The sequence below is a fragment of the Mesorhizobium sp. B2-4-15 genome (genome assembly GCF_006658505.1).
Taxonomy (GTDB): Bacteria; Pseudomonadota; Alphaproteobacteria; order Rhizobiales; family Rhizobiaceae; genus Mesorhizobium.
In genome coordinates, this window is the sequence record NZ_VFUZ01000007.1 from 56,836 (window position 1) to 77,213 (window position 20,378).

12 protein-coding genes and 1 pseudogene are annotated in these 20,378 nt (G+C 64.3%); 6 read left to right on the forward strand and 7 right to left on the reverse strand.

Features of this window, described 5'->3' with window-relative positions:
- The first annotated feature begins 49 nt into the window (after window positions 1–49).
- Window positions 50–6,754, forward strand: coding sequence for a kinesin (locus tag FJ930_RS10605; RefSeq protein ID WP_141837406.1), 6,705 nt, complete (start codon window positions 50–52; stop codon window positions 6,752–6,754).
- Window positions 6,755–6,861: 107 nt separating this feature from the next.
- Window positions 6,862–7,026 (forward strand): annotated as a pseudogene (locus tag FJ930_RS30390) (exonuclease); the annotation flags it as partial.
- Between the two features lie 30 nt (window positions 7,027–7,056).
- Here FJ930_RS30390 and FJ930_RS10615 read toward each other — a convergent pair.
- The 4 genes from FJ930_RS10615 to FJ930_RS10630 form a co-directional block, all read right to left on the reverse strand.
- Window positions 7,057–7,653 carry an ABC-type transport auxiliary lipoprotein family protein gene (locus tag FJ930_RS10615; RefSeq protein WP_140739887.1) on the reverse strand — a complete coding sequence of 199 codons (597 nt, stop codon included), beginning with the start codon at window positions 7,651–7,653 and terminating at the stop codon, window positions 7,057–7,059.
- Window positions 7,654–7,741: 88 nt separating this feature from the next.
- The gene (locus FJ930_RS10620) at window positions 7,742–9,115 is read right to left on the reverse strand and encodes an MlaD family protein (RefSeq protein ID WP_141837408.1); all 1,374 of its coding nucleotides are present in this window, start codon (window positions 9,113–9,115) and stop codon (window positions 7,742–7,744) included.
- A gap of 14 nt (window positions 9,116–9,129) precedes the next feature.
- Window positions 9,130–9,939 carry an ABC transporter ATP-binding protein gene (locus FJ930_RS10625; RefSeq protein WP_141837409.1) on the reverse strand — a complete coding sequence of 270 codons (810 nt, stop codon included), beginning with the start codon at window positions 9,937–9,939 and terminating at the stop codon, window positions 9,130–9,132.
- A gap of 1 nt (window position 9,940) precedes the next feature.
- Window positions 9,941–11,128, reverse strand: coding sequence for an ABC transporter permease (locus tag FJ930_RS10630; protein WP_141837413.1), 1,188 nt, complete (start codon window positions 11,126–11,128; stop codon window positions 9,941–9,943).
- Window positions 11,129–11,205: 77 nt separating this feature from the next.
- Between FJ930_RS10630 and dgcA the strand changes: the two genes are divergently transcribed.
- Window positions 11,206–12,189, forward strand: coding sequence for an N-acetyl-D-Glu racemase DgcA (dgcA, locus tag FJ930_RS10635; protein ID WP_141837415.1), 984 nt, complete (start codon window positions 11,206–11,208; stop codon window positions 12,187–12,189).
- Here the strand turns inward: dgcA and FJ930_RS10640 are convergent.
- Window positions 12,160–13,374, reverse strand: coding sequence for an MFS transporter (locus FJ930_RS10640; protein WP_141837417.1), 1,215 nt, complete (start codon window positions 13,372–13,374; stop codon window positions 12,160–12,162). The genes dgcA and FJ930_RS10640 overlap by 30 nt on opposite strands.
- Window positions 13,375–13,501: 127 nt before the next feature.
- Entirely contained in the window at window positions 13,502–14,317 is an 816-nt protein-coding gene (locus tag FJ930_RS10645) for a UDP-2,3-diacylglucosamine diphosphatase (RefSeq protein WP_141837419.1), read from the reverse strand.
- A 119-nt stretch (window positions 14,318–14,436) separates the two neighbouring features.
- Here FJ930_RS10645 and FJ930_RS10650 point away from each other — a divergent pair, with 119 nt between their 5' ends.
- From FJ930_RS10650 to FJ930_RS10660, 3 genes are all read left to right on the forward strand, one after another.
- Window positions 14,437–15,216 carry an SDR family oxidoreductase gene (locus FJ930_RS10650; RefSeq protein ID WP_141837421.1) on the forward strand — a complete coding sequence of 260 codons (780 nt, stop codon included), beginning with the start codon at window positions 14,437–14,439 and terminating at the stop codon, window positions 15,214–15,216.
- A gap of 176 nt (window positions 15,217–15,392) precedes the next feature.
- On the forward strand, window positions 15,393–17,717 hold the full coding sequence (locus FJ930_RS10655; RefSeq protein ID WP_141837423.1) for an NADP-dependent malic enzyme: 2,325 nt from the start codon (window positions 15,393–15,395) through the stop codon (window positions 17,715–17,717).
- Between the two features lie 72 nt (window positions 17,718–17,789).
- The gene (locus FJ930_RS10660; protein ID WP_141837425.1) at window positions 17,790–18,992 is read left to right on the forward strand and encodes a DUF2865 domain-containing protein; all 1,203 of its coding nucleotides are present in this window, start codon (window positions 17,790–17,792) and stop codon (window positions 18,990–18,992) included.
- On the opposite strand, the gene gltX is transcribed toward FJ930_RS10660, so the two are convergent.
- Complete coding sequence (gene gltX / locus FJ930_RS10665) at window positions 18,910–20,283, reverse strand: glutamate--tRNA ligase (protein ID WP_141837427.1); 1,374 nt, start codon at window positions 20,281–20,283, stop codon at window positions 18,910–18,912. The genes FJ930_RS10660 and gltX overlap by 83 nt on opposite strands.
- Window positions 20,284–20,378: the final 95 nt, after the last annotated feature.

Below are 20,378 nucleotides of genomic sequence, written 5' to 3' on the forward strand. Positions count from 1 at the left end.
CACAAACAGAATTATAAGCCCGCGGCAGCTAGTACAGGGTAGCGAAGGCATGGCGAAGAAACCAACGACGACGACCAGAACTCTCGACAGCGATGTGGCCAGGGAGCTCGAAAAAGCGCTCGATATCGACCTCAGCGGTGATCTCGGCAGCGGCGACCTCGATATCGCGGCTTCGATGGAAGATCTGGAAGCGCAGATATCCCAGGCCGCCGACGAGCTGGCCCGCGAGGGACGCAACCAGAAGCCGGCTCCCGCCGCCAATCAGGCCGAGGCCGCTCAGCCCGCGCCCAAAACCCAGCCCGCGCCCAAGCCTACCGAACTGCGCCCTGTGGAGACACGCAATGGCGGCCAGCCCGCAGCGGGCTTCGCGCCTGCCAATGACGATCGCCAGAAGGATTACAAGACGCTCCTGCACAGCCTGAACAAGCGTGCCTCCAACACCGTCTATTGGGTCATTGCCTTTGTTTCGCTCGCCTGGATCGCGGGCGCCGCCGGGCTGGCCAACCTGCTTTTTGGAGCGAGCATCTGGCATATCCGCACGCTTGACCAGTTCTTTGCCCGTCCCGAGCTGATTGGCCTTGCGGTCGCGGCGATCGTGCCGGTCATCCTGTTCTGGGCCTTCGCGGCGATGATTCGCCGTGCCCAGGACATGCGCATCGCCGCCCAGTCGATGACGGAAGTGGCCTTCCGCCTGACCGAGCCGGAAAACATGGCTCAGGATCGCGTCATGATGATCGGCCAGGCCGTTCGCCGCGAGGTGGCGGCCATGGGCGAAGGCATCGAACGCACGCTTGCCCGCGCGGTGGAGTTGGAAACCCTGGTCCACAGCGAAGTCAACCAGATTGAGCGGTCCTATACGGAAAACGAGAACCGGATCCGTTCGCTCGTCGACGGGCTCGGCAGCGAGCGCGAGGCGGTCGTCACCCATGCCGAGCGCGTCCGCGCCTCGATCGCCGGCGCGCATGAGACGCTCAAAGACGAAATCGGTGCCGCCAGCGACATCATTCGCGACAGCATCCTCAACGCATCGACCAAGCTGTCGATGACGATCACCAATTCCGGCGACACGCTGATCGACCGCATCAACGAAAGCTCTCTGTCGATCTTCGATTCGGTGGAAGGCCGGCTTGATACCATCACCGACCGGCTGTCGACCTCCGGCGAGGCTTTCGCCAGCCTGCTCGACACGCGCATTGCCAAGCTGACGGATACGACGGACGGCCTGACCCGGTCGTTGACCGATCTGCTCGACGATCGCACCACCGGCATGGTGTCGCTGCTCGGCGGCGCCGCGCGTACCCTCAATTCGGAATTCGAGGCCAGCCTCAACGGCATCGAGCGCACGCTCGCCGAACGCGGCCAGGCATTGATCAGCGAATTCCAGACCCGCGCCGAGGCGCTGGACACCGGCACGCAGAAACTCAACGCGGCACTCGAGGCGCGCGCGCGCCAGATCAACGAGACGCTGGTCGAACGCGCCCGTGAAATCGCCCACACCTTCGCCGAGAGCAAGGACACGCTGGCCGCGATGATCGATCAGGGCAAGACCCAGATCGGCGCCGACATGGCCGACATCGTCACATCGACATCGAGCATGCTGGAGGCCCGCGCCAGCGATTTCGCCGGGCGCATGGAAGCCGCGCGTCACGTCGTCTCGCGTTCCTTCGACGCCGATATCCAGCGGCTCGCCGACGCCCGCGCCGGCATCGAGGAAGCCGTCGAAAACCACAGCCGCAAGCTGTCGGAAAGCCGCGAGCGCATGGCGGCCGCCATGGAGGCGGATCTGGCGAAATTCGCCGAAGGCCGCGAAGGTATCGATGCGGCGGTGACCGACCAGGTGCAGAAGCTGGCCGAAGGCCGCAACCTGATCGCACGTGCCCTCGAGGAGGATCTGCGTAAGGTCAACGAATCGCGCGCTGCCATCGATGCGTCGCTCGGCAGTCATCTCGAAAGGCTGGAAGAAGGCCGCAACCGGCTCTCGCTGGCTCTCAATGAAGACTCCGGGAAACTTGTGCAAGCCCGCACGATCATTGATGAAATGGTCGCCGGACATGTCGGCAAGCTGGCCGAAGGCCGTAACATCCTGTCGCGCGCCCTGGAAGCAGATCTCGGCAAACTGTCGGACAGCCGCGCCAGCATCGACGGCCTGGTCGCCGACCAGGTCGGGAAGATCGCCGAGGGCCGTGCCGTGCTCGCCAAGGCGCTCGAAAACGACATTGTCGGCATCAAGAGCCTGATCGAGACCCACTCGGCAAAGCTGGCGGAAGACCGCAGCCAGCTTGGCCGTTCGCTCGAGAACGACCTCTCGGGCATCAGGACCCTGCTCGACGATCATTCGGGAAGGCTTGCCAACGACCGCAGCCTGCTGTCGCAGACGCTCGAAGCCGACCTTGCCAAACTCGCCGAAAGCCGCTCGAGCATCGACGGACTGGTCGCCGGTCAGGTCGAGAAGCTGGCCGAGGGCCGCGACATTCTCAAGCGCGCGCTGGAATCGGACCTCAACACGATCAAGGGCGTGATATCCAGCCAGTCGGAAAAACTGGCGGAGGACCGCGGCCAGCTTTCGCGGGTCCTGGAAGCCGACCTGCAGAATGTGAACAGCGTCATCGCCGATCACATGAACAGGCTGGTTCAGGATCGTTCGATCTTGTCGAAGGCTCTCGAGGACGACCTTACCAAACTGGCCGACAGCCGTTCCAGCATCGACGGGCTGGTGGCCGGTCAGGTCGAGAAGCTGGCCGAAGGCCGCGACATCCTGCGGCGGGCCCTGGAAGCCGACCTCAACACGATCAAGAACACCGTTGCCGACCAGTCGCAGCAATTAGTCGACAACCGCGCGCAATTCGCCCGGGCCCTCGAGGCTGATCTCGAAGGCGTCAACAGCCTGGTCCAGGGCCATGCCGAAAGGCTTGCACAGGACCGATCGACACTTTCCAAGGCATTGGAAGACGATCTCGCCAAACTGGCCGAGAGCCGCTCGAGTATTGATGGGCTGGTTTCGGGTCAGGTTGAGAAGCTGGCCGAAGGCCGCAACATCCTCAAGCGTGCGCTCGAGGCCGATCTCGAGACGATCAGGGACACCGTTGCCGATCAGTCGCAGAAACTGGTGGATGACCGCGCACAGTTCGCCCGGGCTCTCGAAGCCGACCTTGAAAGCGTCAGCGGCTTGGTGAACAGCCACGCCGAAAGGCTCGTCCAGGATCGCTCGACCCTGTCGAGGGCGCTCGAGGACGATCTTGCCAAGCTGGCTGAAAGCCGTTCGAGCATCGACGGTCTGGTCGCCGGCCAGGTGGAGAAGCTGGCCGAAGGCCGCGATGTTCTCAAACGCGCCCTCGAAGCCGATCTTGCCAAGCTGGCCGAAAGCCGCTCCAGCATCGACGGCCTGGTCGCAGGTCAGGTGGAGAAGCTGGCCGAAGGCCGCGACATTCTCACGCGCGCCCTCGAAGCCGATCTGGCCAAACTGGCCGAAAGCCGCTCCAGCATCGACGGCCTGGTCGCCGGTCAGGTGGAGAAGCTGGCCGAAGGTCGCGACATTCTCAAACGCGCGCTCGAAGCCGATCTGCAGAAGCTGACCGAGAGCCGCAGCGACATCGATGACATCATCTCCGGCCATGTCGGCAAGCTCGCCGAAGGCCGCAACATGCTGAGCCGCGCTCTGGAAGACGATCTCGGCAAGCTCGCCGAGACCCGCAAGGATGTCGACCGCTCCCTGTCCGGCCACATCGACCAGATCGCTGCCAGGAGCACCGACATTTCGGCCGCGATCGCAGCCGATGTGGACAAGATCGAGCAGGCGTTCAGCCGCCAGACCGGTATCATCGAGGAACGCGCCGGGACCATGGAGCGCGCGCTCTCGACCGGTGTCGACAATGTTCGCGGCGTGCTCGAGAGGAGCGCGGTCTTCGTTGCCGGCGCATTGCGTGAAAAGGTCCTGGAAGTCACCAGCGCGCTGCATGAGCAGGCCGGCGCGGCCTTCAGCGACGCGGATCGCAAGATCGCGGAGCGCGCCGAACAGACGTCCGCGGCCCTGTTGGCGCGGGCCGAAGACATTGCCCGTACCTTCGAGGAGGCCGATCGCCGCCTCCACGCCCGTGCGGAAGATACGTCGAACGCCTTGCTTGCCCGTGCCGACGATACCTCCAGCTCGCTGCTGGCCCGTGCCTACGAAACCGCCGATCAGCTGGCTGCCCGTGCCAGCGAAATCGCCGGCACCTTCGACAGGGCGGACCAGAGGCTCGCCGCGCGCACCCAGCAAACCGCCGATCAGCTAAACGCCCGTGTAAGCGAAATCGCCGGCACCTTCGACGCGGCGGACCAGAAGCTCGCCGCGCGCGCTCGGGAAACCGCGGATCAGCTTGCTGCCCGGGCCCAGGAAACCGCCGATCATCTGGCTGCCCGCGCGGGCGAGATCGTCGGTACGTTCGACGACGCCGACCAGAAGCTGGTTGCCCGTGCCGTCGAGACGGCACAGTCGCTGGCCGCCCGCGCCGGCGACATCCTGCGCAACTTCGAAAGCGCCGACCAGAGGCTCGGCATGCGTATCGGCGAATCGGCCGAGGCGCTCGCCGCCCGTGCATCCGATCTCGGCCGTATCTTCGACGCCGCCGACCAGCAATTGGTCGCGCGCATCGCGGAAGGGTCGGACGCGCTGTCCAACCGTGCGTCGGAAATCGGCCGTATCTTCGACGAGGCGGACCAGCGTCTGGTTACGCGCATCGCCGACAGTTCTTCGACGATCGGCGAGCACGCGCAGACCATCGTCGGTGCTTTCGCCAGCACCGAGCAGAGGGTCGCCGACCGTGCGCGCCAGACCGGCCAGGAACTGGCCGTGCATGCCCGCGAAATCGAGCAGGCGCTTGCCGGCGCCGACGAGCGTCTGGCATCGAGCGCGGCGGCCGCGGCCGCTCGTGTCGAGGAGCAGATCGCCGGGGTCGAGAACCGGCTCGCCAACACCACGGAAACGATCGGCCAGAGGCTCAACGAGCAGGTTTCGACCGCCGAGGCACAGCTCGTTTCGCGCGCCAATGTGATCGCGGAGACCTTTACCGCGGTTGGCCAGCATATCGGCCAAAGCACCAACGACGCCGCCAAGACGATCGGCGCCAATACCCGCGAGCTCAACTCCATGCTCGCGGCGAGGTCGGCCGAGATGTCGAAGATCCTCGATGAGACCGCACGGCCGTTGGTCGAGCGCTTCGCCCAGGGTGGCTCCGAACTGCAAAAGAGCATGGAAGAGGTCACCGAACGCGCCGCCGAGAAGCTGCGTAGCGAGAATGCAGCTCTCGTCAACGCGCTCGCCAGCCGCACCGCCGAGACCTTGTCGGCGGTCGAAGGCGCCCGCTCGTCGCTGTCCGACAGCGTCGCCGACCTCATCGGCCGTATGACCAAGTCCAGTTCGCAGCTCGGTCAGTTGATCGAGCAGGCCGCGGTCAATCTCGGCCAGGTCGACGAACGCCTGACGGGAAGCACGCAAAGCTTCGCGGCCACCACCGAAAAGGCGGCCCAGACCTTTGCCAGCTCGGCGCGCCTGGTCGATTCCAACACCACAAGGCTGACGGAGCTGTCGTCGTCGACCTTGCGCGAGGTGGCATCGATCGCCACCAAGTTCGACGAGCATAGCCGCCTGCTGGCCAGCGCTTCGGACCTCCTGAGCTCGGCCCAGAGCAACCTCGAGCACACGCTGGAAAGACAGTCGTCGCTTGAAGATCTCGCCGTCGGCCTGGTCAAGAAATCGGAGGACCTCGAAAGGGTCATGCGCTCCTTCGAAAACCTCGTCGGCCAGACGTTGCAGAACGCCGAGGGCAAGACGCTGGAGTCCGCCGACAAGATCCGCAACGCCATCACCGATGTCGTCGATTCGGCCACCAAGCGCTTCGCCGATGCGACCGAGGAGATGCGTCGCACCGCCGGCTCGATCAAGAGCGAACTCGACCTCACCCGCGCCGAACTCAAGAAGGGCGTCATCGAGATGCCCGAAGAGGCAAAGGAATCGACCTCTGCCATCCGCCGCGCCGTCTCGGAGCAGATCAATGCCTTGAAGGAGCTTTCGGACATCGTTGCGAAGTCCGGTCGCGGCGGCGACGCCTCGGAGCCGCGCGGCCTGCGCCCGGCGCCGCAAGCGCCGGCGCCACGCGCCGCCGAACCACCGCGTCGTGCCCCGGCACCGCAGCCGGAACTTCGTGCGCCGCAGGCGCCGCTGGGCGGCACGGTGCTGCGCGGCACGCTCGACCTCGAGCGCCCGGCCGAAGCGGCATCGCGCCCGCGCTCCGACGCCAGTGCCCGGACGCCACAGGGCGGCTGGGTGCGCGATCTCCTGACCGCGGCATCGAACGACGCGGACCTCATGCCCACGGCACCGGCAGCGCCCGCGGAAGCACCGCGCGCAACCCCTGCCCAGCGCTCGCCGTTGCATGTCGTGGAATCGCTGAACTCGCTCTCCGTCGACATCGCGCGGGCCATCGACCACGATGCCTCGATCGAGTTGTGGAACCGCTATCGACGCGGCGAGCGTGACGTCTTCACCCGCCGGCTCTACACGCTGAAGGGTCAGCAGACATTCGACGAAATTCGCCGCAAGTATCAGGCCGAGGCCGAATTCCGCGCCGCCGTCGACCGCTACTGCGACGACTTCGAGAAGCTGCTCAAGGATGTGTCGCGCAACGATCGCGACAACATCATGGCCCAGACCTATCTCACGTCGGATACCGGCAAGGTCTACACCATGCTGGCGCACGCCAGCGGCCGCCTGCACTAAGCCAGGAATTGAACAGGCGGGGCCATGGTCCCGCCTGTGCCTGAGCTAAACTTTCCGGCGCATGCTGACCCTGTTCCCATGGGGCGCTGTTCTGTCCTGGGACAAGGATCAAGGATTTGGCCAGGACGCCGAGTAACAAGCTTGCGGACCATTATGGCGTCGAACACCCGCCGTCGCAGGGACACGACGCGCTCGACGATGCGCCATCCAAGATCTACACCTTGCAGCACCTGATGAAGACTGGAAAGCTGCGGCTTGATGCCTTCGAGCGCCGGCCAGAAAGCGTCGCCGCCCCCTGGCGCTCAGATCACCGAATCGGTCCAGCGAACGATCTGCTTGGCGGCATCCCCGAACGCGCTGTCGAGCGCACTGACATAGGCGGAATTGCCGCGCCCCGAAACGGGCGCGGTCGCGGTGAAGCTCTTGGAAGCGCGCACCTCGCCATTGCGGTCGTTGAGGATGCGCACGAACAGGTCAACCTCGGCGTGTTCGCCGCCCTCGACGCGCACTTCGAAGGATCGGATCTCGACAATCACCTGGTAATCGATCGCCAGCCCCTCGCCCGGCTTGCCGACGCCGGCAAAACTGCCCGAGCGCTGGAACGTCTCGGCCAACCGCGCCTGCACGATCAGCGGCAGCCGGTCAGCCCATTGCGCGCCCTTCAGATACTGGATCGAGCGGTCGGAGGGCTTGATGACGATGTTCTGGCTGTCCAGCGCCTTGAGCGCCGAAGGCTGCGCGATCAGGATCTGGCGACGGCTGTGGCCATGTGCCTCGACCGAAGGTGCCGACAGCTCAAACGTGTCGAGCGGCGCGGGTCCGCCGCCCGGCAGAGCCGCGCAACTGGCGAGGGCCAAGGCAAGCAATGCCACGCCCGATCTGGACACAATCGACTTCACGCACGCCCCCTACCATCCCCGTTATTTATCGACCTCAAAAATAACCTACATCCGCAATGATTGTTTCTGGGGCGAGCAGACGCCCAAGTCAACGCCGCGCCCTGCCGTCGAACTGCCGAACCTCGCCTTCGCCACCCGAGAGAATGCGCTGCGGATTGCGGCTGAGATCTGTCACCGCCTCCTCGATGCGGCTGATCGAACGGCGGCTGTCCTGCACCAGCGCCTCGACGTTCGAAAGGCCCTGGCCCGAGAAGCGCGCCAGATTGTCGGTGATGGTCCCAAGCCGCGCATTCAGCGTATCGGCAACCTGCTTGAATGATTTCAGCGTCGCCCTGGCATCGGCCATCACGCCATCGGCCTGGCCCGATCCGAGCAAGGTGTCGACCCTGGCGAGGATGCCGTCGACACGCACCGAAGCATCGTTGAGCCGTTGCGCAAGCTGCTTGGCGTCCTTGATGGTCTGGTCGATATCGTCGGCGCGGTTGGCGAACTTGTTGGTCACGACGGCGATATCGGCGGCGGCCTTGTTGGCGCTTTCGCTGGCCTTCTGGATGTTGGCCAGAGCCGTACGCACCTGCGCCGGGTCGATGCCGTCGAGCACCCCGTCGACCTTGGCCAGCGTGCCTTGCGTCTGCTTGGCGAAATCATTGACCGAGCCGACCGCGGTATCGACATTCCTGATGACGCCGTCGAGCTGCCGTGACGTTTCCTTGAGGTTCGCGGTCACGGTATCGACATTGGCCACGATGCTCTTGATCTTGTCCTTGTCGACGGCATTGAGCAGTCCTTCCGCCGCCTTCAACGTGCCGTCGAGTTTGCCGGACACACCCTTCAACTCGTCGGAGAGCGCGCTGACGCTGGACAGGAACTTGTCGATGCCGTCGGAATTCCTGGCCAGCGCATCGGAGAAGGTCTGCACGTTGTGCACGGTCTGCGTCAGCGGTCCACGGACATCCTTGGTGAAGCCCTCGAGTTCGCTCAGCACCTTGTCGGCGCGGTTGAAGATGTTCTGCGCGGTCTGCAGCAGATTGGTCACGGCCGACGGGTTGGCGATGATCTCGGCGACCTTGCCTTCCTTTTCCGCCTGGTCGAGCAGCTTCACTTCCTTGGGATCGGCGCCCTTGAGTTCGATATTGGCCTGCCCGGTAAGACCGGCAAGGCCGATATCGGCCTGCGTCGACTTGGTGATCGGCGTCAGCCGATCGATCTCGGTGTCGGCGATGGCGACAGTCGGATTGTCGACGTCGATATAGACACGCTTGACGTCACCGACCTTGACGCCGTTGAACAGCACGAAGCTGCCGCGGCCGAGGCCGGAGGCCGAGCCCGGGATGCGCACGCGCAGCAGGGCCGTCTCGCCCCTGTCACCGATCGCGGCCGTCCAATAGACGAAGCCGAACGCCGCCAGGATCGCAACCAGCGTGAAAATGCCGACAATGACGTAGTTGGCTCTGGTTTCCATTGCTTCACTTATGGCTATGCACGCGTGGCAAGATCAAGTTGCCGGGCGCGTTTTCCGCGGAAATAGGATTTTACCCACGGCTCCTCGCTCTTCAGCATGTCGTCGATTGTGCCCTCGACCAGCACCTTTTTCTTGCCGAGCACCGCCACGTGGTCGCAAGCGGTGAACAGGGTGTCCAAGTCGTGCGTGACCATATAGACGGTCAGATCCATGGTGTCGCGCAGCTTGACGACGAGTTCGTCGAACTCGGCCGCGCTGATCGGGTCGAGACCGGACGTCGGCTCATCGAGGAAAACGATGTCCGGATCGAGCGCCAGGGCGCGCGCAAGCGCGGCACGCTTGATCATGCCGCCGGAGAGCTCTGACGGGAATTTCTGCGCCGCATCCGGCGGCAGCCCGACCAGCTCGATCTTGAGCAGCGCCAGCTCATCCATCAGCTTCTTCGGCAGGTCGAGATATTCGCGCATCGGCACCTGCACGTTCTCCAGCACGGTCAGTGCCGAAAACAGGGCGCCATGCTGGAACAGCACGCCAAGGCGCATGTCGATGCGCAGCCGCTCGATGTCGCTTGCCTTGTCGACATCGACCCCGAACAGCCGGATCGTTCCGGACTGCTTGGGCATCAACCCGAGAATGGTTCGCAACAGGACGGACTTGCCGGCGCCCGACGCACCGACGAAACCCAGGATCTCGCCGCGTTTGATGTCGAGCGACAGCTTGTCGAGGATCTGCTTGTCCTCGATGGCAACGGTGACGTCACGCACCGAGAGCACAATTTCGCTCTCGTCCTGCTCCTGCGTCGTCGCCCCATTGCCCTTCGCCATCTTAGAACTCGATCGCTGCGTAGAACATGGCGAAAAGCCCGTCGAGGATGATGACGACGAAGATCGACTTCACCACCGAGGCGGTTACGTGCTGGCCGAGCGACTCGGCGCTGCCGCCGACCTTCATGCCTTCGACGGAAGCGATGGTGCCGATGATCATCGCCATGAACGGGGCCTTGATCAGTCCGGCAAAGATGGTGCTGAGATCGATGGCGACGCGCAGCCTGTCGAGGAAAGCGGCCGGTGGAATGTCGGAATAGAGCCAGGCCGCGACGATGCCGCCGCCGAGTGCGGCGAAGTTGGCGATGATCGTCAGGCACGGCAAGGCGATCACCAGTGCAACCAGGCGCGGAAAGACCAGGACGCCGATCGGATTGAGACCGATGACCTTCAGCGCGTCGACCTCCTCGCGCATCTTCATCGAGCCGATCTCGGCGGTGATCGCGCTGCCGGAGCGGCCGGCGATCATGATTGCCGTCATCAGCACGCCGAGTTCGCGCAGGATCAGCACGCCGACGAGGTCGACGACGAAGATATCGGCGCCGAAATAGCGGAGCTGATAGGCGCCTTGCTGGGCAACGATGGCGCCGACGATCGCCGACATCAGCACCACCACCGGAATGGCGCCGACGCCCATGCGATCGATCTGGTTGAAGATCGCCGCCGGGTTGACGGCATGGCCGCGGCCGAGCTTCATCTGCGCGCCGCGGATGGTGGCGCCCAATATGTTCATCGAGGCGAGGAAATCGTCGCGCATCTCGTAGACGCGCCGGCCAACCGCCTCCAGGGCACGAATGATGATGTTCGGCGGCGGCGCCGGCCCCGATTCGGGCTCGCGGCGCACGGCTTCGCCCACGGCGTCGAGCAGGATCGAAGCGATCTCGCTTTGGCCCTGCAGCCGGACCTCGACGTTCTTCTTCTCGAAGACGCTGACCAGCCGGTCGATTAGCCAGGCGCCGGCGGTATCGATTTTCTCGATTTTCGAAAGATCGAGGGCCAAGGTCTTGAAACCGCTTCGTTTCTCGATCTTGCGCATGTCGGCGTCGATCAGCGCGACGGTCCGTGTCGTCCAGATCCCGGAGAACGCGCAACCGAGAACGCCGCCCTCCTCGCCGACCGCCACGCGTGGGTCGTGGTCAGCCTCCGAGGCGGTCGTACCGCTTGCGTCGCGCTTGCCTATGGTCAACATGGCGTCCTGTTTAGCCTGATGGGTCCGATCTTGTCGATTTGCCGACAACCCTTCTCGCATAGCCGGAGCAGAAAAATATGGCGCGTGTCATTTCGGTCGAGGCGGAACGTTTCCCGATCGCCGGAACCTTCACGATTTCGCGCGGCTCCAAGACCGAGGCCGAGGTCATCACCTGCACGATCCGTGAAAACGGGCATGTCGGGCGCGGCGAATGCGTTCCCTACAAGCGCTACGGCGAGACCATGGACGGTGTGCGCGACGCAATAGAGGCGATGCGCGAACAGGTTGCCGACGGCATGGATCGGACCGCCCTGCTCTCGGCCATGGCGGGCGGCGCCGCGCGCAACGCTGTAGACTGTGCCCTTTGGGATCTCGAGGCAAAGATCAGCGGAATACCGGTGGCCGACGCCATGCATGCCGTTCCGCTGTCGAGCCTCGAAACAGCCTATACCTTGTCGCTTGCCGAACCGGAGGCGATGGCGGCGCAGGCGCGTGCCAATGCCATGCGCCCTCTGCTCAAGGTCAAGATCGGGGGCGAAAACGACATGGCCAGGATTCGCGCCGTCACGGAAGCTGCGCCGCAAAGCCGTATCATCCTCGATGCCAATGAGGGGTGGACCGACGAGAACATTGAGGCCAATCTCGCCTTTGCCGCACAACATGGCATCGCGCTTGTCGAACAGCCCCTGCCCGCCGGACACGACGAGATCCTGCGCCGGATTGCGCATCCGGTGCCGATCTGTGCCGACGAAAGCGTGCATGAGACAAAGGACCTCGGTTCGCTGGTCGGCCTCTATGACGCGGTCAACATCAAGCTCGACAAGACGGGCGGCCTGACGGAGGCGCTCGTGCTTCGCGACCGGGCTCGGGATCTGGGGTTCGGCATCATGGTCGGATGCATGGTCGGCACATCGCTGGCGATGGCGCCGGCGGTGCTGCTTGCGCAAGGAGCCGACTTCGTCGACCTCGACGGCCCGCTGCTGCTTGCGCGCGACCGCCAGCCGGGCCTGGTCTACCAGGGTTCGCTGGTCTCACCGCCGGACCGGGTGCTGTGGGGCTGACCGCGCGGCAAGCCAGATCAGCACCAGGCCGACGATCGCGATCGGGATCATCGCCAGGAAACCGTCGACCCCGAAACGGTCATAGAGCGGACCGGAAGCAAGCGTCACGGCGGCCATGAAGAAGCCGTTGAAGAAATAGGCGATGCCTTGCGCGGCGCCCGTGCGCTCTTCCGAGACGGTCTCGCCGATCATTTTCTGCAGGCCGATCAGCACCATCGCGACGGACACCGAATGCAGAGACTGCACGGCGAAGAAGCCGGCGATGCCAAGGCCGAGCGGCCATACCAGTGGAAAGACGATCCAGCGCACAATCGACCCGATGCCGGCGATGACCATCACCCTGACGACGGGCACGGAGGCAAAAATGCGGTTGAAAAACAGAAACATGCAGACTTCGGACACCACGCCCCAGGCCCACAGCAGGCCGACGACCGAATCGCTGAGGCCGATCGACTTCCAGTAGATGGAAACGAAGCCGTAGAGGAATGCGTGGCTGGCGGTGATGATGCCGACGCCAAGGGTGAAGTAGAGGAAATAGGCGTTGAACAGGCTCGGCGCCGCGTGCTGGATTTCCACGGCCGACAGCGGCGACGCCTTGCGTGGCCGTCCCATGCGCGGCGCCGCCAAGCCCGCGACGAATGCCGCGCCAAGGGCCAGGAATATGATGACCGGAACGGCTTGAGGGCCGGTGGCCGCCAGGATGAAGCCCCCCGCGACATTGGCGCAGAGATAACAGATCGACCCCCATTTGCGCATGCTGGCGTAGTTCGAGCCGAAGCGGCGCACGCCCGAAAGCGCCAGCGAATCGGCGATCGGCGAATGCGGCGTCCAGACGATGGTCAGCGCCAGCGACACAGCCAGCACCGTCGCGTAGGTCGGCGTGAGAAAATACCCTGCTGACAAAAGCAGCGCGGCCGCCACCAGCGCGATATAGACATCGGCGCGGTCCCTCGCCCGATCGGCGAGTGTCGTCAGCAACGGCGTCGTCACCACGCGCATGAACATGGGCGCCGCCAGGATGACGGCGATCTGCTCGGCGTGAAACCCCTTGGCCTGCAGCCAGAGGGGGAAATAGGGCAGATGCGTGCCAAGCGACAGGAACAACGTGCCGAAGATCAGGCTCATGCGCAGTTCGAAATGGCGCGGCTTGACGAGCTGTTCTGGGGAAAGCGGCGGCAGGGACATGAATCGATCCAATCACGCCGCAATCGATCGGCCGATCAGCAGCGTGGATCGACCCTTAACATAGCGGAAAACCGGGCGAAACCGGTTGGACTAATCGATTAATGCCGAACTCTCGTGGGAATTCGGCTCAGGCCGCCTGCACGACCCGATCTTCGATGAGCATCGGGATGAAAGGCTCGTCCGGCGCCTCGGGCAGGACATGCGCCCAGGTCAGGATTTCCATCCGGCCGTCGAAATGTTCGACCACGGCCGTGCAGCTCTCCACCCAGTCGCCGGTGTTGATGTAGCGCACGTCCTCGAAATTCTCGATCGCCGCATGGTGGATATGGCCGCAGATGACGCCGTCGACATGCGAGCGGCGCGCCTCCTCCGTGAGCACGGTCTGGAACGAGCCGATGAAGTTGACCGCCTTCTTGACCTTGACCTTTGCCCAGGACGAGAACGACCAGTAGGGCAGGCCGAGCAATTGGCGCAGCCGCGTCACCACGCGGTTGACGATCATCGCGGCGTCATAGGCATGATCGCCGAGATAGGCGAGCCAGCGCTGATTATGGACGACGGTGTCGAACTGGTCGCCATGGATGACGAGCAGGCGCTTGCCGTCGGCGGTTTCGTGGATCGCACGGTCGGCGACGACGATGCCGCCGAAATGCACGCCCTGGAACTGGCGAGCGAACTCGTCATGGTTGCCGGCGATATAGGTAATGCTGGCGCCCTTGCGCGCCTTGCGCAGCAGTTTCTGCACGACGTCGTTGTGGCTTTGCGGCCAGTGCCAGCTGCGCCGCAGCCGCCAGCCGTCGACGATATCACCGACCAGATAGATGATGTCGGCATCATGGTAGCGCAGGAAATCGATCAGGAACTCGGCCTTCGCCGCCTTCGAGCCCAGATGGACGTCGGAAATGAACATGCTGCGGAAAGTGCGGGGCTCTTGGCCTGACATCGCGATTTCACCCTTGCTTTCGAGCAGCCTATGCCCCGATTCATGCAACAACCGTATGACGGTTGCGATTGGTCCAGCGCTGGCGCTAGCCTGACGGGCAAATCACAGGAGAAATCGTCATGGAGCTCGGCATCAGGGGAAAGAAGGCAATCGTCTGCGCTTCGAGCAAGGGGCTTGGGAAAGGCTGTGCCATGGCGCTGGCCGAAGCCGGTTGCGATATCGTCGTCAACGGCCGCAACGCGGAGCTGGTGGCGAAAACCGCCGCCGAGCTGCGCCAGCGCTATGGCGTGACGGTGATGGAAGTCGTCGGCGACGTTTCGAAACCGGAGGTGCAGAAGGCGCTGCTTGCCGCCTGTCCCGAACCCGACATCCTCGTCAACAACAATGGCGGGCCGCCGCTTCGCGATTTCCGCGAGCTCGATCGCGCCAAGATCCTCGAAGGCGTCATCCAGAACATGGTGACGCCGATCGAGCTGGTGCAGGCCGTCCTCGATGGCATGGCGGCGCGCGGCTTCGGCCGTATCGTCAACATCACCTCACTGTCGGTCTATGTCCCCATCCCCGGCCTTGACCTGTCGTCCGGCGCGCGCGCCGGCCTGACCTCGTTCCTTGCCGGCGTGGCGCGAACGGTGATCGACCGCAACGTCACCATCAACTCTCTCTTGCCCGGCAAGCTCGACACCGACCGGCTGCGCGGCCCGCACGAGGCCGGCACGGTCGAGGATCCCGCCGCGGCCGCGGCGCGCAAGACCCGCATCAGCGCCGATGTGCCGGCCAAGCGACTCGGCACGCCAGAGGAATTCGGCCAGATCTGCGCCTTCCTGTGCTCGGTTCATGCCGGCTATCTGACCGGACAGAACATACCCGTCGACGGGGGTCTCTACGTCAGCGCCTTTTGATCGGAGGGGCGGCAAAGCGGCGCGACTCATCCGGCATGAAACAGCCGCAAGTACCTGATATATAGTGATTTTCGACGCGCCGACCCATAAAGCCATCGGCGCGTCAATTAGCGTCGCGAAAACCGCTGACCTCATGCTAAAAGGACTCTCGAAGCAGGTTTCGAGGGAGCGGCCGCATGGAAGGCGAGAACAAGAAAATAGCACGTTCGGACCTCGACGAAGCCGCCCTCTACTTCCACAAGCACCCAACGCCGGGAAAACTTGAGATCCAGGCCACCAAGCCGCTCGGCAACCAGCGCGACCTGGCGCTCGCCTATTCGCCCGGCGTGGCCGCCCCCTGCCTCGAAATCCGCGACGACCCGGCGACCGCCGCCGACTACACGGCCCGTGCCAATCTGGTGGGTGTCGTCTCCAACGGCTCGGCCGTGCTGGGCCTCGGCAATATCGGCCCGCTGGCCTCGAAGCCGGTCATGGAAGGCAAGGCGGTCCTGTTCAAGAAATTCGCCGGTATCGATGTCTTCGACATCGAGATCGACGCCCCGGAGATCGAGCGCATGGTCGAGACCGTCGCCGCTCTCGAGCCCACTTTCGGCGGTATCAACCTAGAGGACATCAAGGCGCCGGAGTGTTTTGAAGTCGAGGAACGGCTGAAGGCCCGCATGGGCATACCGGTGTTCCACGACGACCAGCACGGCACCGCCATCATCGTCGCCGCCGCCGTGCTCAACGGGCTGGAATTCGCCGGCAAGACCATATCGGACATCAAGATCGTCACCTCCGGCGCGGGTGCGGCCGCGCTCGCCTGCCTGAACCTCTTGGTCTCACTTGGCGCCAAGGTCGAAAACATCTGGGTCACCGACCGCTTCGGCGTCGCCTACAAAGGCCGGGCCGACGAGATGGATCGCTGGAAAGACCCCTACGTGAAGGACACCGAGGCGCGCACGCTTGCCGATGTCCTCCCAGGCGCCGACGTTTTCCTCGGCCTTTCGGCGGCGGGCGTGCTGAAGCCGGAACTGCTCCAGCATATGGCGCCCAAGCCCTTGATCCTGGCGCTGGCCAACCCCAATCCGGAGATCATGCCGGAAGTGGCGCGCGCGGCGCGTCCCGACGCCATGATCTGCACCGGCCGGTCCGATTTTCCCAACCAGGTCAACAACGTGCTCTGCTTTCCCTACATCTTCCGGGGAGCGCTCGACTGCGGTGCCAGCGCCATCAACGAGGAGATGAAGATGGCCGCGGTGCGGGCCATCGCCGCCCTTGCCCGCGAGGAGCCATCGGACGTCGCCGCACGCGCCTATTCCGGCGAGACGCCGATCTTCGGACCCGAATTCCTGATCCCCTCGCCCTTCGATCCGCGTCTCATCCTGCGCATCGCGCCGGCGGTTGCCAAGGCGGCATGCGACACCGGTGTCGCCACACGGCCGATCACCGACCTCGCCGCCTATGTCGACAAGCTCAATCGCTTCGTCTTCCGCTCCGGCCTGGTGATGAAGCCGGTGTTCTCGTCCGCCAAGGCTTCGAGCGCCAAGCGCGTCATCTATGCCGATGGCGAGGACGAGCGCGTGCTACGCGCCGCCCAGGTGGTGCTCGAGGAAGGCATCGCCGAGCCGATCCTGATCGGCCGTCCGCATGTCATCGAAGTCAGGCTGAAACGCTACGGCCTGCGCATCAAGCCGGGCGTCGATTTCGGCCTGATCAACCCCGAGGACGATCCGCGCTATCGCCACTATGTCGACCTCCTGATCGAACTCGCGGGCCGGCGCGGCGTGACGACGGAGGCCGCGCGCACGATGGTGCGCACCGACAATACGGTGATCGCGGCCCTGGCGCTGAAGCGCGGCGATGCGGACGCCATGGTCTGTGGCCTCGAAGGGCGCTTCGAGCGGCATCTGCGCAACGTCACGCTGATCATCGGGCCGCGCACCGGGATCAGGGACCATGACCTGTCGACGCTGTCGATGCTGATCTCGCAGCGCGGCATCATCTTCCTTACCGACACCCACGTCTCCGTCGACCCGACGGCCGAGGAGATCGCCGAGATGACCGTGCTGGCGGCGGAGGAAATCCAGCGCTTCGGCATCGAGCCGAAGGCAGCGCTGCTCTCCCATTCCGACTTCGGCTCGCGCGATTCGCCGAGCGCGCTCAAAATGCGGCAGGCGGCGGCGATCCTGGCGCGGATCGCGCCGGAACTGCAGTGCGACGGCGAAATGCATGCCGATTCCGCTTTGTCGGAACATCTGCGCCAGCGCGTCTATCCGCATTCGCGCCTGAAGGGCGAAGCCAATCTCCTGGTGTTCCCGAACCTCGATTCGGCCAACATCACGCTGACGGCACTGCGCGCCATGATGGATGCGCTGCATGTCGGGCCGATCCTGCTCGGCACCGACAAGCCGGCGCACATTCTGACGCCTTCGGTCACGTCACGCGGTGTGGTCAACATGACGGCGCTGGCCGTGGTCGAGGCCGCGCACAAGGCACAGGCGATCGCCAACCTGGGCTGAGCCAAGATTTCGCGGTAAACTGCGATTAACCGCGAACACGGTAGCCTTGCGGACGATGGCGGAGTTGGGCGGATGACAGGCGGAGGGTGGAAGCAGGCGTATGCTGCCGTGCTGCTCGGCCTCTTCCTGTCCGGTGCCACGATCACCGAGCCACAGGCCGCCTCGCGGGTCTGCCGCCAGTTGGAGGCCGATCTTGCCGCGGCTTCGCGCGGCGGGGGCGGCGGTCCGGCAATGATCCGGAAATACGATGCCGCGATCGATAGGCAGCGCCAACAGATATCGAGGGCACGCGATCAGGCGAGCAGCGCCGGGTGCGGATTTTCGCTGTTTGCCCGCAACATCAATCAATGCGCCGGGCTCAACGCCACCATTGAGCGCATGAACGCCAATCTCGACAGCCTGCAGGCCAAGCGTGCGCAGCTCGCCGGCGGCGGCTCACGCCGCGATCGTGGCCGCATCCTGGCGGCGCTCGACGCCAATGGCTGCCGCGACGACGCTGCTCCCCAACGCCGCGCTCCGCTGCAGGACGCCGACCGTGGGGAAGACGACAACACGAACCTGTTCGACCAGCTTTTCGGCGGCGACAGCCGACAGGTCGATACATTGGACCAGCCCGATGATTCCGGCGAGGAGCGCAACATCCGCCGCGTCCTGAACCTGTCCGGCACTCCGGATTTTCAGAGCACGGGCGGCGAATTCCACACCACCTGCGTGCGCACCTGCGACGGCTATTTCTTTCCCATGTCGAACGCCGCCTCGGCCAGCGATTTCGAACGCGACCAGAAGAATTGCGAATCGAGCTGTCCCGGCACCGAGATGCAGGTCTTCTATTCGCGCGGCATGGATGATGATTCGGCCTCGATGACGTCATCGGTCACCGGCAGGCCCTACAGTGAATTGCCGACCGCCTATCTCTACAAGCAGTCCAACATGTCGCGGCCGCCGGCCTGCGGCTGCAACGCCGCGCAGAATTTCCAGATCATTGGCGGCAATCCGTCGAACCCGACGCAACCGCAGCCCGAAGCGGCGGCGGCGCCTTTCGTTCCCGTTCCGGCCTCCAAGCCCGATCCCGGTGCCGACCCGGAAACGCTGGCCAATAGAGAAGGCGGGCTCGACCGTGAAGCCATCAAGCGGCTTTCCGCGAAGCCGGTGACGTCGCCCGTCTCGGCCCTGCCGCCGGAGCAGCGCAAGGTCAGGGTCGTCGGGCCAACGTTCCTTCCCGACCCATCAGCGGCAATAAATCTGCAAGCTCCGGCCCCGAAGGCAGTCCAGTAAGGGCAAGTCTGAGCGGCATGAACAGCCCCTTGCCCTTGCGCCCGGTCGCTTCCCTGATCTTGCCCGTCCAGTCCTTCCAGACCGTTCCGTTCCAGGGTTCCTCCGGCAGGATATCAAAGGCTTGATGCAGAAAATCGCGGTCGTCGGCGGAGAACTCGGACCGCTCCTGCGGCCCCTCGCGCAGGATGCGCCACCAGCCGACCGCATCAGCGAGCCGGTCAAGATTGCCGCGCACCGCCAGCCAGAAGGGTTCGGCTTGTTCGCCGGAGATACCAAGCACCATCAGCCTGTCTCGTGCCTCGTCGAACGGCATATGGTGCAGCAGCACGCGGTTGAGCACGAAAAGCTCGTCCGGATCGAACTTGGCCGACGATTTTGACGTCGCGGCCGGGTCGAAATGACCGGCTAGCTCGGTCAGGTCATGCGCGGCCGCGACGTTTTCCGAAGTCCCGACCAGCACGGCCAGCGAAGCGACGGCCATCGGCTCGATGCCATCCTCGCGCAGGCTTTCAATGGACAGTGCCCCGGTGCGCTTCGACAGTCCTTCGCCCGACACGGTGGTCAAGAGATTGTGGTGGCCGAAGACCGGCGGCTCGGCGCCCAGCGCCTTGAACAGAGCGATCTGCACGCCGGTGTTGGTGACATGGTCGTCGCCGCGGATGACGTGGCTGACTCCCATATCGATGTCGTCGACGACGGATGGCAGCGTGTAAAGGTAGGTGCCGTCCTCGCGCACCAGGACCGGGTCGGACAGGGAGGCCAGATCGACGGTTTCCTCGCCACGCACCAGATCGTTCCAGTGGACCTCGGTGCGCTCCGGCTGCTGTGGATCGCCGGTGAAATTGGGCAGCAGGAAGCGCCAGTGCGGCCTGCGGCCATCGGCCTGATATTCGGCAATCTGATCGTGGGTCAGCGCCAAGGCCTCGCGGCCGTAGACCGGCGGCAGGCCGCGCGTGCGGCGCACTTTGCGCCTGAGATCCAGTTCCTCCGGCGTTTCGTAGCAGGCGTACAGAACCCCCGCCGCCTTCAGCCGCTCGACCGCGGCGTCATAGACCTCGAAGCGCCGCGACTGATATTCGGTGGCGTCCGGGAAAATGCCCAGCCAATGCAGGTCGTAGAGGATGGCGTCTGAGAATTCCTGCTTCGAGCGGGCGATGTCGGTGTCGTCGAAGCGCTGGATGAAGCGGCCCTTGTTGTTCACGGCAAACAGCCAGTTGAACAAAGCGGTGCGCGCATTGCCGATATGGATGCGGCCGGTCGGTGACGGAGCGAAACGAACGGTAACTGTCATGAGCGGGGCGTACCGGATGCCTTTGTGATTGACAAGATGCGCCCCCGCACCGTGCCGCAGACATAGAACATGGCGCGCGTGTTGAAAAGACCGGG